At 70.0% G+C, this 14764-nt stretch carries 11 protein-coding genes; 3 read left to right on the top strand and 8 right to left on the bottom strand.

The features are described 5' to 3' along the window. Positions 1-6: 6 nt before the first annotated feature. The 3 genes from ACNPQM_RS03070 to ACNPQM_RS03060 form a co-directional block, all read right to left on the bottom strand. A complete protein-coding gene (locus tag ACNPQM_RS03070) occupies positions 7-1803 on the bottom strand; it encodes a PQQ-binding-like beta-propeller repeat protein (protein ID WP_418082756.1) in 1797 nt (598 codons plus the stop codon). Positions 1804-2241: 438 nt separating this feature from the next. Then, on the bottom strand, positions 2242-3939 hold the full coding sequence (locus ACNPQM_RS03065; RefSeq protein WP_418082755.1) for a PQQ-binding-like beta-propeller repeat protein: 1698 nt from the start codon (positions 3937-3939) through the stop codon (positions 2242-2244). A gap of 89 nt (positions 3940-4028) precedes the next feature. Beyond that, on the bottom strand, positions 4029-5849 hold the full coding sequence (locus tag ACNPQM_RS03060) for an ABC-F family ATP-binding cassette domain-containing protein (RefSeq protein ID WP_418082754.1): 1821 nt from the start codon (positions 5847-5849) through the stop codon (positions 4029-4031). A 217-nt stretch (positions 5850-6066) separates the two neighbouring features. Here ACNPQM_RS03060 and ACNPQM_RS03055 point away from each other — a divergent pair, with 217 nt between their 5' ends. After that, entirely contained in the window at positions 6067-6708 is a 642-nt protein-coding gene (locus ACNPQM_RS03055) for a lipoprotein (RefSeq protein ID WP_418082753.1), read from the top strand. Between the two features lie 54 nt (positions 6709-6762). Here ACNPQM_RS03055 and ACNPQM_RS03050 read toward each other — a convergent pair whose 3' ends face one another. The 5 genes from ACNPQM_RS03050 to rsmI form a co-directional block, all read right to left on the bottom strand. Beyond that, positions 6763-7656: a 4-(cytidine 5'-diphospho)-2-C-methyl-D-erythritol kinase gene (locus ACNPQM_RS03050; RefSeq protein ID WP_418082752.1), complete on the bottom strand. Its 894-nt coding sequence runs from the start codon at positions 7654-7656 to the stop codon at positions 6763-6765. Further along, positions 7653-8555 carry a 16S rRNA (adenine(1518)-N(6)/adenine(1519)-N(6))-dimethyltransferase RsmA gene (gene rsmA, locus ACNPQM_RS03045; protein ID WP_418082751.1) on the bottom strand — a complete coding sequence of 301 codons (903 nt, stop codon included), beginning with the start codon at positions 8553-8555 and terminating at the stop codon, positions 7653-7655. The genes ACNPQM_RS03050 and rsmA overlap by 4 nt, the downstream gene beginning before the upstream one ends. Before the next feature lie 201 nt (positions 8556-8756). Beyond that, entirely contained in the window at positions 8757-9623 is an 867-nt protein-coding gene (locus ACNPQM_RS03040; protein ID WP_418082750.1) for a TatD family hydrolase, read from the bottom strand. Positions 9624-9664: 41 nt separating this feature from the next. Further along, positions 9665-10045, bottom strand: coding sequence for a hypothetical protein (locus tag ACNPQM_RS03035; RefSeq protein ID WP_358857576.1), 381 nt, complete (start codon positions 10043-10045; stop codon positions 9665-9667). A 159-nt stretch (positions 10046-10204) separates the two neighbouring features. Further along, positions 10205-11098, bottom strand: coding sequence for a 16S rRNA (cytidine(1402)-2'-O)-methyltransferase (gene rsmI / locus ACNPQM_RS03030; RefSeq protein WP_418082749.1), 894 nt, complete (start codon positions 11096-11098; stop codon positions 10205-10207). A gap of 53 nt (positions 11099-11151) precedes the next feature. Here rsmI and ACNPQM_RS03025 point away from each other — a divergent pair, with 53 nt between their 5' ends. Next, complete coding sequence (locus ACNPQM_RS03025) at positions 11152-12930, top strand: dolichyl-phosphate-mannose--protein mannosyltransferase (RefSeq protein WP_418082748.1); 1779 nt, start codon at positions 11152-11154, stop codon at positions 12928-12930. A gap of 133 nt (positions 12931-13063) precedes the next feature. Continuing rightward, positions 13064-14701: a penicillin-binding transpeptidase domain-containing protein gene (locus tag ACNPQM_RS03020; protein ID WP_418082747.1), complete on the top strand. Its 1638-nt coding sequence runs from the start codon at positions 13064-13066 to the stop codon at positions 14699-14701. The last annotated feature ends 63 nt before the right edge of the window (positions 14702-14764 follow it).

Below are 14764 nucleotides of genomic sequence, written 5' to 3'. Positions count from 1 at the left end.
GAGCCGTCACTTGCCGAAGGCCATCATGGTCTTCGTCTCCAGCTCTTCCTTGTCGTTGGCCGCGCTGACCCGCCCGCTCGCGATGAAGGAACGGCCGCCCGCGTAGACAATCTTCGGGTTGTAGAACGAGCTCTCGATCCGGGACGTCGACGCCGGGTGCTGCAGCAGCACCTGTGGGGTACCACCGGTCGGCGCCAGGGTGGCGATTCCGCCGCCCTGGTTGTACGAGGCCTCCAGGTAGAGCAGCACATTGCCGCCCTCCATCCGCAGCGGCGTCATCATCCGCTCGGCCGGGGCCGCAGCCCTCCACTTGGGCTTGCCGGTGTTCAGGTCGAACGCCACGACCTTGTTCGTGCGGGCAGTGCCGCTGGAGCCGGCCGTGGTCGCCATGTAGAAGGTGTTGGCGTCGGCGGCGACGCCGACACAGCCTTCCAGCGACTTGCCGAAAATGGCGAACGCGCTGCCGCAGTCCGGGGCGAACTTGTCACCCTTGTCGCCGACCAGCTGGGAACGGAGCGTGCCGTTCTCCTTGATGGCGAGGATGCTCCACTTCTTCTTCTCGCGCTGGGTCAGCGAGACGACGAGCGGGCTCACCGAGTAGACCCGGTCGACCTCCCAGCCCACGGCGGGGCGGTACGTCCACTTGGGCTTGCCGGTGACCGGGTCGAGCTCCTGGATCTCGTTCTGGGGCTTGTCGATGTCGGCGGTGCGGCAGCTGGAGGCGGCGATCAGCTTCGTACCGCCGGCGAAGGCGTACGGCTGGCAGTTACCCGGCTGCTTGCCGAACAGCTCCTTGCCGTCGCTGACGCGGTAGGCGTTGGAGTTGCCGGTGCGTCCGACGCTCACGGTGCCGCCGCTGATGGCGAGGGAGATGTCCGACATCATGTCCCAGATGCCGTTCTGCTTGATCGGCTTCTTCCAGCCGGCCTTGCCGGTGGTGAGGTCGATCATCTGCAGGTCCGCGCAGTCGGCCTTGTCGGTCGTGCCGTTCTTGACCCCGATGACGATCTTGCCGTCCGTGGTGGCCTGGGCGGGCGCGGCGCACAGGTCCGCGGGCAGCTTCAGCGTCCACTTCTGCTTGCCGTCGGCGGCGGAGTAGCCGGAAATCGCCCGGTACATGCCCTTGACGACGGTGTCGCCGACGACCCACGGACCGTACACGTCGGAGCCGTTGCGCGGCAGGTCGACGTCGTTCTTCTGCAACCAGAGGACCTTCGCCTCGCCTGCCTTGCGCCCGGCGTTGAGGTCGTCGTCGGCTTCGCGGCCGTCGCCGTTGCCGTTGCCCTCGTTGACGGAGGGCGAGGCGCTCGCCTTCTGGTCGTCGGCGCCCCCGTGCGCGACGGGCTTCTTGTCGTCGTCACCGCCGCTGGTGGCGAGGAACACGCCACCGCCGATGACCAGCAGCGCCGCGACCGCAGCACCGATGATCACTGCGGGCTTGCCCTTGAAGGGGTTGCCGCCGCCGGGACCCGCCGGGCCGCCGGGGACCGGGGCGCCGGGGTATTGCTGCTGCGGGTAGCCGTAACCGGGCTGCGGCGGCTGACCGTACGGTCCGGGCTGCTGACCGTAGGGGCCCGGCTGCTGGGCGTACGGGCCCGGCTGACTGTAAGGGCCGGGCTGCTGCGGGTAGCCGTAGCCGGGCTCCTGACCCGGCGCCTGCGGGTAGCCGTAACCGGGCTGGGCAGTAGGCGGCGCGGCCGGCATCTGCGGCGGCTGACCGGGCGGCTGAGGACTCCCCTGCGGCGGCTCCTGCGGAGCGCCGAAGCCTCCCTGCGGCGGTTGCTGGCTGGGCGGCTGGGTCATCAGCACGTCCCCCTTCGTGCGGTCCGGTGCCCATTCCGGTCTCCCCCGCGATTCCGCAGGGCTGAATTCCCTTTGGAAAGGAGCGAATCGGGCATGACTCCCGCGGCGTTACGACAGTCGAGCGGGGCTTCTTTTTACCATCAGCGCGCGTTCGAACACCGGGTCGGTCCACCCCCTGTTCCCAAGGGAGAACCGCCTCGTGATGCCGCCGTTACGCAGCCGGAGCGCGCCTCGCACGACCGCAGCCGGTGCGCCGCGACGGCCGCCGCTCGATGTGCGGGTGCCAACTCTTCGCAAACTGTCATGACTTCGGACAGCGGGGGTTCGGCATGTCAAGGACCGTCGCACATCTCCGAGTATCGCCCGAACCCGGACGAACCGTCAGAAACATCCAGTTTCATGACGGTTCGTCAGAGTCTTTGCGGACCTCGCGGACCGTCAGGGACCGAAGACCAGGACGGTCTTCACCTTCTTCTCCTCCTTGTCGTCGATCGCGCTGACGCGTGCGCTCACCAGGATGGAGCGGCCGCCCGCATACACCAGCCTCGCCATATCGAAGGAGCTCTCGGCCTTGGTCGACGACGCCGGATGCCGCAGCAGCATCGTCGGGACGCCGCCCGTCGGTGCGAGGCTCGCGACGGCTCCGCTCTTCCGGTAGGTGCCCTCCACCCGGACTATCACGTTCCGGCCGTTCATCCGCAGCGGCTGCATGATCTGCCCGGCCGGGGCGGCGGCCCTCCACTTGGCCTTGCCGGTGTTCAGGTCGAAGGCGACGACCTTGTTGGTGAGAGCGGAGCCCACGGTCACCGGCTTGGTCGCCAGGTAGAACGTGTCGTCGTCGGCCGCGACCCCGGCGCAGCCGTCGAGGTTCCTGCCGCTCACCACGAGGTCCGCGTCGCAGGTGGCGGCGTAGTTCTCGTTCTTGCCGCCGATCATCTGGGAGCGGTACGTGCCGTTGTCCCGCAGCGTGACGATGGCCCACGCTCCGCCCTCGCCATCGCCCTTCTTCAGCGAAATCACCGGCGGGCTCGTCGAGTAGACCTGTTGGACCCGCCAGCCGGTCTTGACCCGGTACGTCCACGTCGGCTTACCGGTGGCCGGGTCGATCCCCTCGACCCGCTCCTTGTCCTGGGTGTCGGCGTCGGTGCGGCAGTTGGTCGCGGCGATCAGCCGGGGACCGCTGGTGAACGCGAACGGCTGGCAGACACCCTGCCTCTTGCCGAACACCTCCGTGCCGTCACTGACCCGGTATCCCACCGAGTTGCCGGCCCGCCCGAAGGTGACCAGGTCTCCGCTGATGCCCATGGCGACATCCGAGAGCAGGTCGACGACGCCCTTGCGCTCGACCGTCTTCTTCCAGCCCGCCTTGCCGGTGGTGAGGTCGATCATCTGCAGCACGGCACAGTCCGCGTCCGACGCCGTGCCGCCCTTGAGGGCGACGACCGTCTTGCCGTCGGTGGTGGGCAGCGTCGGCGCGGCGCACAGGGGAGCCGGAAGGTCCAGCTTCCACTTCCGGGCGCCATCGGCCACGGAGTAGCCGGAGACGGTGCGGTACATGCCCTTGGCGACGATGTCCCCGGTCAGCCAGGGGCCGTACGCGTCGGCGCCGTTGCGCGGCACGTCGATACCGTTGTCCCGCATCCAGAGGACCTTGGCCTCGCCCGGCTTGCGTGCGGCGTTGAGCCCGTCGACCGGTACGGCCGTGTCGACGACCTCGGCCTCGACAGGGGGAGAGACGGGCTGCGAGGCGGTGGGCTTCCCGACGTCGGCGCTGCCGTGCGCCACGGGCTTCCCGCCGTCGTCACCACCGCTCACGGCAAACCAGACGCCACCGCCGACCACCAGGACCCCGGCGACCACGGCGGCGACGAGGGCGGTGCGTCTGCGGCCCGAGGGGTGACGACCGGCAGGACCGCCGGGGCCACCCGTCGCCGCGCCGACGGGGTACGGCTGCTGCGGTTGACCGTACCCGTAGCCGTACGGACCGGGCTGGGGCTGCGACAGGGGCGGGGGCTGCGGGCCGTATCCCTGCACCGGCTGGGTGGGCCCCATCGGCTCCACAGGCTCGAACGGAGCCCCGAATTCACCCTGTGGCGGCTGCGGCTGCGGCTGGTGCGGGCCGGGCGGCCAGGTCATCGGAACGTCCCCCTTGGTGCGGTCGAACGGAATCCTTTGTACCACCCGCATCGAACACACCGTCAGCACCGCCGGCCGCTGAGCAGCTGTCAGGCGTCCTCGGCAAGCTCCAGCCAGCGCATCTCCAACTCGTCGCGCTCCGCCACCAGTTCCCGCAGCTCCGCGTCCAGTTTCGCCACCTTCTCGAAGTCCGTGGCGTTATCGGCGATCTGTGCGTGCAGGGTCGTCTCCCTGCTCGACATCTTGTCGAGCTGCCGCTCGATCTTCTGCAGTTCCTTCTTCGCCGCCCGCGCCGCCTGCGCGGACACCGCCGGTGCCACCGCCCCGCCGGACTCCTTCACCGCCGGGGCAGCCGGGGCGGACGAGGACGCCTCCGCCATCCGCTCCCTGCGCTCGATGTACTCGTCGATGCCGCGCGGCAGCATCCGGAGCGTGGCGTCACCGAGCAACGCCATCACCCGGTCCGTGGTCCGCTCGATGAAGAACCGGTCGTGGGAGATCACGATCATCGACCCGGGCCAGCCGTCGAGGAGGTCCTCCAGCTGGGTCAGGGTCTCGATGTCGAGGTCGTTGGTGGGCTCGTCGAGGAAGAGGACGTTCGGTTCGTCCATCAGCAGGCGCAGGATCTGCAGCCGGCGCCGCTCACCGCCGGACAGGTCGGCGACCGGGGTCCACTGCTTCTCCTTCGAGAAGCCGAACTGCTCGCAAAGCTGCCCCGCGGTCATCTCCCGGCCCTTGCCGAGGTCGACCCGGTCGCGCACCTGCTGCACGGCTTCCAGCACCCGCAGGTTCGGGTTGAGCTCGGCGACCTCCTGGGAGAGGTACGCGAGCTTGACGGTCTTGCCGACAACGACCTTCCCGACCGCCGGCTGTGCGTCGCCCTGGGTGCGGGCCGCCTCGGCGAGCGCCCGCAGCAGCGAGGTCTTGCCCGCGCCGTTGACGCCGACCAGGCCGATCCGGTCGCCCGGGCCGAGCTGCCAGGTGAGGTGGGTGAGCAGCGTCTTGGGTCCGGCCTGGACGGTCACGTCCTCCAGATCGAAGACCGTCTTGCCCAGCCGGGCGTTGGCGAACCTCATCAGCTCGCTGGTATCGCGCGGCGGCGGCACATCGGCGATCAGCTCGTTGGCCGCCTCGATGCGGTAGCGCGGCTTCGAGGTACGGGCGGGGGCTCCGCGCCGCAGCCAGGCCAGCTCCTTGCGCATCAGGTTCTGCCGCTTGGACTCCTCGGTCGCGGCGATCCGCTCGCGCTCGGCGCGGGCGAAGACGTAGTCGCTGTATCCGCCCTCGTACTCGTGGACGGTGCCGCGCTGGACGTCCCACATGCGCGTACAGACCTGGTCGAGGAACCACCGGTCGTGGGTGACGCAGACGAGCGCCGAACGCCGGTTCTGAAGATGCCGGGCCAGCCAGGAGATGCCCTCGACGTCGAGGTGGTTGGTCGGCTCGTCGAGGACGATCAGGTCCTGTTCGGCGATGAGCAGCTTGGCGAGCGCGATCCGGCGCCGCTCGCCACCGGAGAGCGGGGCGATGACGGTGTCCAGGCCGTTCTCGAAGCCGGGCAGGTCGAGCCCGCCGAAGAGTCCGGTCAGCACGTCACGGACCTTGGCGCTGCCCGCCCACTCGTGGTCGGCGAGATCGCGGATGATCTCGTGGCGGATGGTCGCCTTCGGATCGAGCGAATCGTGCTGGGTGAGGACACCGAGGCGCAGGCCGCCGCTGTGGGTGACGCGGCCGGTGTCCGCCTCCTCCAGCTTGGCGAGCATCCGGATGAGGGTCGTCTTGCCGTCGCCGTTGCGGCCGACGACACCGATCCGGTCCCCCTCGGACACACCGAGGGACACACCGTCGAGCAGGGCACGGGTGCCGTACACCTTGCTGACCTGCTCGACATTGACCAGATTGACGGCCATTTCACTCCTGACTGGGGGATCGATCGACCTCCCAGGGTAATCGCCACGCGGGTGGGTGACGGCCTCGCCCACGATGGGGAGTGGATCAGCGAGCGGGGTCAGCGGCTTCGACGACAACGCCCCACACGCAGTCGCAGGGCGTCGGGAGCCCACTCTCTATCGTGGAGCAGGCTGTTGTCGTGCGGCGATCGGTCAAGGGCGGGGACAGGGGACTTCCATGGTGCGCAATTCGGTACGGGGCACGGTCACGGCCGTGCTGGCGGTCGCGTCGGTGGCGGTAACCGGCTGCACGTCGTCCGTCCCGGACGACGGCGGGAACGGCGAGAGGACAGTGCCGAAGCCGAGGGCCGCGGCGAAGAGCGCGGTGAAGGGCGGCAGTGTCGGAGGCCCCGGTTCTGCCTGCGCCCTGCCTGTCACCTTCGACCTGGCGGCCTCCTGGAAGCCGGCGGCCGTCCAGGCCGTCGAGGACGACGCACTGAGCGAACTGGCCAAGCAGGGCCCGGTCACGCTCGTCTGCGAGATCGACGCGAAGCCCGCCGGGAACATCGGCTTCCTGCGGGTGTGGACGGGGGACCGTACCGGCAGCACCCCGCGCCAGGTCCTGAAGGCGTTCCTGGCCGCCGATCCGAACGCCGGCCGGGCCACGTACACCGATCTGAAGGGCGGCTCCCTGACCGCGGTCGAGGTCGGCTACACCGTCAGCAGCGAACTCCTGGACGAGCCCAAAAAAGAGCAGGCCTTCGCCGTCTCCACCCCGAGCGGACCGGTCGTGGTGCACCTCGGCGGGCTGGACTCCCAGGAGCAACAGGAGATGCTCCCGGCGTACGAGCTGGCGAAGAAGAGCGTGCGGCTCGGCTGAGCCGGGCATGGGCCCCGGCCGGGACGAGCGCGACCCGGCCGGCGGCGCCCGCGGTCAGAGCACCGTCGCGCCCGGCGCCGGGGACACTGCGACGCGCGCGGTCCGGCAGGTCCCCGACGTCAGCAGCGCGTCCGCGACCTTCCGCGCCGACTCGGCGTCTGCCACCAGGAACGCGGTGGTCGGTCCGGAGCCCGAGACGAGGGCGGCCAGGGCACCCGCCCCGGTGCCCGCGGCGAGCGTGTCCGCGAGCGAGGGCCGCAGGGACAGCGCGGCAGGCTGCAGGTCGTTGGAGAGCGCACCGGCGAGCGCGTGGGTGTCGCCGGTGCGCAGAGCGTCGAGGAGCGCCGGGGAGGCCGCCGGTGCGGGGACGTCGGTGTCCGCGGTGAGCCGGTCGAACTCGCCGTAGACGGCCGGGGTGGAGAGCCCGCCGTCGGCGACCGCGAAGACCCAGTGGAAGGTGCCGCCGACGTCGATCGTGGTCAGTTGTTCACCGCGGCCGATCCCGAGGGCGGCGCCGCCGACCAGGGAGAACGGCACGTCGCTGCCGAGTTCCGCGCAGATGGCGAGCAGCTCGTCCCGGGTGGCGCCGGTGGACCAGAGGGCGTCGCAGGCGAGCAGCGCCGCCGCACCGTCGGCGCTGCCGCCCGCCATGCCGCCCGCGACGGGGATGTCCTTGGCGATGTGGATGTGCACGTGGGGCGTGATGCCGTGGCGCTCGGCGAGCGCGATCGCGGCGCGGGCTGCGAGGTTGGAGGCGTCCAGCGGGACCTGGGCGGCGTCCGGGCCCGAGCAGGTGACCGTCAGCGCGTCGGCGGGGGTGACGGTCACCTCGTCGTACAGGCCGACGGCGAGGAAGACGTTGGCAAGGTCATGGAATCCGTCGGGGCGCGCGGCACCTACCGCAAGCTGGACGTTGACCTTGGCGGGGACGCGGACGGTGACGCTCACTCGTTGCTCCCGGCGGGCTGGTCCTCATCGGTCTTCAGGGCGGGCTTGTTCTCGGCGATGGCTGCGAACTCCTCGATCGTCAGCGCTTCGCCCCGGGCCTGCGGCGAGATCCCGGCCGCGACCAGGGCTGCCTCGGCGGCGGGCGCGGAACCCGCCCAGCCGGCCAGGGCCGCCCGGAGCGTCTTGCGGCGCTGGGCGAACGCCGCGTCGACGACGGCGAAGACCTCGGCCCGGCTCGCGGTCGTCGTGATCGGCTCGGTGCGCCGGACCAGCGAGACCAGACCGGAGTCGACGTTGGGGGCCGGCCAGAAGACGTTGCGGCCGATGGCCCCGGCCCGCTTGACGTCCGCGTACCAGTTGGCCTTCACCGAGGGCACGCCGTAGACCTTGTTGCCCGGCCGGGCGGCCAGCCGGTCGGCGACCTCGGCCTGCACCATGACCAGGGTCCGCTCGATGGTCGGGAACCGCTCCAGCATCGTCAGCAGGACCGGCACGGCGACGTTGTACGGCAGGTTGGCGACGAGGGCGGTGGGCGCCGGGCCCGGCAGCTCCGTGACCAGCATCGCGTCGGAGTGGACGAGCGAGAACCGGTCGGCGCGGCCCGGCATCCGGGCTGCGACCGTGGCGGGCAGCGCTGCCGCGAGCACGTCGTCGATCTCGACGACGACGACCCGGTCCGCCGCCTCCAGCAGCGCCAGGGTCAGCGAACCCAGCCCCGGCCCGACTTCCACCACCACGTCGTCCGGGCGGACCTCCGCGGTCCGCACGATCCTGCGGACCGTATTGGCGTCGATGACGAAGTTCTGACCGCGCTGCTTCGTGGGGCGTACGCCCAGCTTCGCGGCCAGGTCGCGGATGTCTGCGGGCCCCAGGAGGGCGTCGGGCTCTGTGCTGCTCACCCGGTAAGCCTACGGCCGCAGTACGGCCACGGGCTCGCCCCCCGTGGCACGCAGAGCTTCTTCGCCCGGAACGTCTGCTCGGACGCCGGTGCGTCCTGCGGGCGCCATCTGCCGCCGAGGGCATGCCGGAGCTCGTCGATGTCGTCGGCGAACATGCGCAGGGTGCGCGGCTCCCCGTTGACAGTGGCACGGCGCGATGCGTCAGTAATCGAACGCGCGCGCCGTGTTCTCGTTGATCGCCGACGCCAGGGTGTCCTCGTCGACGCCCTTCACCTCCGCCATGGCACGGAGCGTGACGGGAATGAGATACGGCGCGTTCGGGCGTCCGCGGAACGGGGCAGGGGTGAGGAACGGCGCGTCCGTCTCCACCAGGATCAGCTCTACCGGCGCCACGGACAGCGCGTCCCGCAGCGGCTGGGCGTTCTTGAACGTCACATTGCCCGCGAACGACATGAAGTACCCGGCGTCCGCGCAGATCCGGGCCATCTCGGCGTCACCGGAGTAGCAGTGGAACACGGTCCGCTCGGGGGCGCCCGCGTCGGCGAGGACGCGCAGCACATCGGCGTGCGCCTCCCGGTCGTGGATGACGAGCGCCTTGCCGTGCCGTTTGGCGATCTCGATGTGGGCCCGGAAGGATTCCTCCTGGGCGGCCATGCCCTCGGGGCCCGTGCGGAAGTAGTCGAGCCCGGTCTCACCGACGCCGCGGACCTGGTCGAGGGCGGCCAGCCGGTCGATCTCGGCGAGCGCCTCGTCGAGTGCCGCCTTCCCGCCGGGTTCGCGGCCACCCTGCCGCGACCAGCCTTCCGGGTCCCCGTGCACAATGCGCGGCGCCTCGTTGGGGTGGAGCGCCACCGCCGCGTACACGCTCGGGTGCGCGGCGGCGGTCTCGGCGGCCCAGCGCGAGCCCTTCACGTCGCAGCCCACCTGGATCACGGTGGTGACGTTCACCGCCGCGGCCCTGGCCAGGCCCTCCTCGACGGTGGCGTCCTGCATGTCCAGATGGGTATGCGAATCGGCAACCGGTACCCGAAGGGGTTCGGGCAGCGGCGGGGCGTCCTTGGAGCTCATAGGGCGATCCTATGAGAGCCCGGTGTCACCGGGCCCGGACCTCACTTACGGCGCTGCCGCGTGCGGAACACATGCACGAAACGCCAGTGGCGCGGGGCGCGCTCCGAGGTGCTCTCCGAGGACGGTATGGGCCCGGCGGTGGCGCCGGTCGGGGTCGCGAAGTTCAGGCGTCGCAGGGTTTCCGCGATGGAGGAGACCTGCCCGGCACGCATGATGCGGACTTTGTGTCCGCCGCAGTTGAGGCAGGTGAGCCGGTTCAGCGGTGAGGGAACCAGCTCCCCCTGCACGCGGTGCACGACGAAGGGCTGACCGCGGCCGTCCGTGTGGTGCTCGATGTCGTAGACCTGTTCCCAACCGTGTCCGCAACTCATGCAGGCGAAGGCATACGCCTCATGAACGGTAGTTGCTGCGATGTCACTCATGCCTGCTCCTCTTGTCCGTCGGACAAGCACTCCGGAGAATGCGTCCCTGATTCAGTGGACGCCTTTACCGGCGGGAGCGCACCAGGTCCTGTCGAGTGTTGGAGCGGTCTTGGCCCTCTCGTGGAAAAAGTGGCCGGTGCGCGGCTCGCGCTTTGCTTTTTACGATAGACCTTTGCCATCTGCTGGGCCGGTCCGAGCCGCATTCTTTGCCGCGACGACCGCGTCGAAAACGTCGCGTTTGGGCAGCCCGGCGGCCGCGGCGACGGCGGCGATCGCCTCCTTGCGCCGCTCCCCCGCCTCCTCGCGCACCCGCACCCTGCGTACCAGCTCGGCGGCGTCCAGTTCCTCCACGGATTCCGCAGCGCCCTCGACGACGACGGTGATCTCGCCGCGTACGCCTTCGGCCGCCCAGACCGCGAGATCGCCCAGCGGGCCGCGCTTCACTTCCTCGTAGGTCTTGGTCAGCTCACGGCACACGGCGGCCCGGCGGTCGCTGCCGAACACCTCGGCCATCGCGGCGAGGGTGTCGTCGAGCCGGTGCGGGGCCTCGAAGAAGACCATGGTCCGGCGCTCGTCGGCGACCTCTCGGAGCCGGCCGAGACGTTCGCCGGTCTTGCGCGGCAGAAAGCCCTCGAAGCAGAACCGGTCGACGGGCAGCCCGGACAGGGCGAGTGCGGTGAGCACCGCGGACGGGCCGGGGACCGCGGTGACCTTGATGTCCTTCTCCACAGCGGCGGCGACGAGTCGGTAGCCGGGGTCGGAGACCGACGGCATCCCGGCGTCCGTGACCAGCAGCACCCGGGCGCCGCCCATCAGCGCCTCGACGAGTTCGGGCGTACGGGCCGACTCGTTGCCCTCGAAGTAGGAGACGACACGCCCCGTGGTGTGGATGCCGAGCGCCTGCGTCAGACGGCGCAGCCGACGGGTGTCCTCCGCGGCGACGACATCGGCCGTCTCCAGTTCGGCGGCAAGCCGTGGCGGGGCGTCCGCCACATCGCCGATGGGGGTCCCTGCAAGTACCAGCGTTCCAGTCGTTCCAGTCACATCAGCCATCCTCCCAGCACGGGCGACAGCAGTCGCACAGATGCGTTCCCTACGATGGCGCGGTGACGAGTACTGCGCCCGATGCCCAGCAGGGTCAAGACGCCGGGAACCAGCACGGTGAAGAGCTGTCGTCCTGGCAGCAGCGACTGCGCCGCTTCGGCCATGCGCCCCGGTCCGTGATCGGGCTGCGTGAGCGGCTGGTCCCGCCGTACACCCGGCCCGGGCAGCAGCTCTGGGCTGTGCTGGGGGTGTCCCCGCCGACGGCCGACCGGCTGGTGCGGTGGTCGGCCTGGGGCGGGCCACTGCTGGTGGCGCTGGTCGCCGGGGTGCTGCGGTTCTGGCATCTGGGCAGCCCGAAGGCGGTGATATTCGATGAGACGTACTACGCCAAGGACGCCTGGGCCCTGATCAAGCAGGGGTACGAGGGGTCCTGGCCGAAGGACGTCGACAAGTCGATCCTGGCCGATCCGTCGCTGGTGCCGGTGCCGACGGATCCCGGTTATGTGGTGCATCCGCCGGTCGGCAAGTGGATCATCGGGTTCGGTGAGCAGCTCTTCGGGTTCACGCCCTTCGGCTGGCGGTTCATGGTGGCGGTGCTCGGCACGCTGTCGGTGCTGATGCTGTGCCGGATCGGGCGGCGGCTGTTCCGGTCGACGTTTCTGGGATGTCTGGCGGGCGCGCTGCTCGCCGTCGACGGGCTGCACTTCGTGATGAGCCGCACGGCGCTGCTCGACCTGGTGGTGATGTTCTTCGCGCTGGGGGCGTTCGGCTGCCTGCTGATCGACCGGGACTGGGCACGGCGCAGGCTGGCTGCGGCGCTGCCGGTCGACGTGGAGGGCGTGCTGCGCCCGGATGCTCATGTCGCGGAAACGCTGCGGCTGGGGTGGCGGCCGTGGCGGATCGCCGCGGGGGTCTCGCTGGGCCTGGCCTCCGGCACGAAGTGGAACGGGCTGTACTTCCTGGTCGCGTTCGGCCTGATGACGGTGTTGTGGGATGTCGGCGCCCGCCGGACGGCCGGTGCGGTCCGCCCGTACCAGGCGGTGATCAAGCGCGATCTGCTGCCGGCGTTCGTCTCGACGGTGCCGGTCGCGATCCTGACGTACCTCGCGTCCTGGACCGGCTGGATCATCAGGAACGACCCCAAGCACCACGGCTACTACCGGGACTGGGCGACGACCGACGGGGCGGGCGGCCACTGGACCTGGCTGCCGGACTGGCTGCGCAGCCTGTGGCACTACGAGTACCAGGTCTACGAGTTCCACGTGAACCTGACCTCGGGGCACACGTACCAGTCGAACCCCTGGAGCTGGATCATCCTGGGCCGTCCCGTCTCGTACTTCTACGAGGAGCAGAACGGCTGCACGAGTTCGGCCACCGGCAAGTGCGCCCGCGAGGTCCTGGCGATCGGCACACCGCTGCTGTGGTGGGCCGCGTGCTTCGCGCTGCTGTACGTGCTGTGGCGGTGGTTCTTCCGCCGCGACTGGCGGGCGGGCGCGATCGCGTGCGGGGTGGCGGCGGGCTGGCTGCCCTGGTTCCTCTACCAGGAGCGGACGATCTTCCTCTTCTACGCGGTCGTCTTCGTGCCGTTCCTCTGTCTCGCGGTGGCGATGATGATCGGCGCGATGATCGGCCCGGCGGCGGGCACCGGGACCAAGCGGGAACTGGGTCTGGTGTCCGGCGACCCCTCCGGTGAGCTGCGCCGGACCTTGGGGACCGTTGCGGCCGGCGTACTGGTTCTGCTGATTGTCTGGAATTTCATCTATTTCTGGCCGCTGTATACGGGAACGCCCATTCCAGAGAATTCCTGGCGCAACCGCATGTGGCTGGATACCTGGATTTGACCGACCTGTTCAGCCCCTTGTGGATCGCGTTCCGATAACGACAGCCCCCACTGTCACCCCGGTCCCGTAAGGTGCCCACAAGCGCTCTCTTGAACGTGTTCAAGAGAGCCTTCCGGGGAGGGGGACTACACAGATGCGCAGTGGAGCGAAGGTCGCTGTCATCGGCGGAGTGTTCGTGCTGGTGGTCGGCGGGGTGGGGTACGGGGCGTACAACGTCCTCGACGGGTTCGGCGGCAGCGGGGGCGGCGGTACGGACGGACGCTCCACCTCCGCCGAGGTGAAGACCGGGCCGCCGAGCAAGGCGGAGATCAGTGAGACGTCGAAGAAGTTCCTCAAGGCCTGGGCGGCCGGCGAGGCGTCCGACGCGTCCCAGCTCACCAACAACGCCGTCGAGGCCGAACCGGCCCTCAGCGGCTACAGCGCCATGGCCCACGTCACCGAGGCCGTGATCACCCCGGGCCCGGCGACCGGCTCGAAGGTCCCGTTCACCGTGAAGGCGACGGTGAGCTTCGAGGGCAAGTCCAAGCCCTGGTCGTACTCCTCGGAGCTGACCGTCGTGCGCGGCCTGACCACCGGCCGGGCGCTGATCGACTGGAAGCCGTCCGTGATCCATCCGGACCTGGCGGACGGCGAAACGCTGAAGACCGGCGAGGCGTCGGCCCCGTCCATCGAGGCGCTCGACCACAACGGCCGGGTGCTGACGAAGGAGAAGTACCCGTCGCTGGGGCCGATCCTGGACACGCTGCGCGAGAAGTACGGCGAGAAGGCCGGCGGCACCGCGGGTATCGAGACCTGGATCGAGTCGGCGGACGAGAACAGCCCGGACAAGACACTGCTGACGCTGTCCAAGGGGAAGCCGGGCCGGCTGCAGACCACGCTGGACGCGCATGTCCAGGCGGCGGCCGAGCAGGCCGTCAAGCGCTACACCGAGGCCTCGGTGGTCGCCATCCGGCCGTCCACCGGCTCGATCCGCGCAGTCGCCAACAACCCTGCGACCGGGTTCAACGCGGCCATGCTCGGCAAGCAGGCGCCCGGTTCGACGATGAAGATCGTGACCGCGTCGATGCTGATCGAGAAGGGACTCGCCGGCGCGAACCGGAAGATCGAGTGCCCGAAGACCGCGATGTACCAGGGCCGCACGTTCCAGAACCTGGACGGGTTCTCCATCCCGGACTCCACCCTCACCACCAGCTTCGCCCGGTCGTGCAACACCGCCTTCATCAAGCTCATCGACGACACCAAGGACGACGCCGCACTGGCCAAGGAGGCACGGGACGTCTTCGGGATCGGCCTCGACTGGAAGACCGGCATCGCGTCCTTCGACGGCAGCGTGCCCGAGGCGGCCGGCGGTGAGGCCGCCGCGCAGTACATCGGCCAGGGCACCATCCAGATGAACGCACTCAACATGGCGTCCATCACCGCCACTGCGAAGAACGGCACCTTCCGGCAGCCGGTCCTCGTACCGCAGGACCTGGACGGCCGTCAGCTCGCCGTCGCGTCCCGCTCGCTGCCCCAGTCGGTCTCGCAGCAGGTGACCAACATGATGCGGCAGACCGCGAGCTGGGGCACCGGACGGGCGGCGATGGCCTCGGTCGGCGGTGACAAGGGAGCGAAGACCGGTTCGGCGGAGGTCGACGGACAGGCCACGTCCAACAGCTGGTTCACCGGTTTCAGCAACGATCTCGCGGCCGCGGCGGTCGTCCAGTCCGGCGGCCACGGCGGCGACGCGGCGGGGCCGGTGGTGGCCCAAGTACTGCGTGCGGGGCCGTGACACGTTCCCCGGTGCCCGAAACCGGATCGCGTGCCCCGCTGGGCGGCCGCTAGCGTGCGGGGC

It is taken from the genome of Streptomyces sp. NPDC056231, from assembly GCF_048270745.1.
GTDB lineage: Bacteria > Actinomycetota > Actinomycetes > Streptomycetales > Streptomycetaceae > Streptomyces.
The sequence above is the reverse complement of the archived record's forward strand: the minus strand, read 5'-3'. Positions and strand labels throughout refer to the sequence as shown.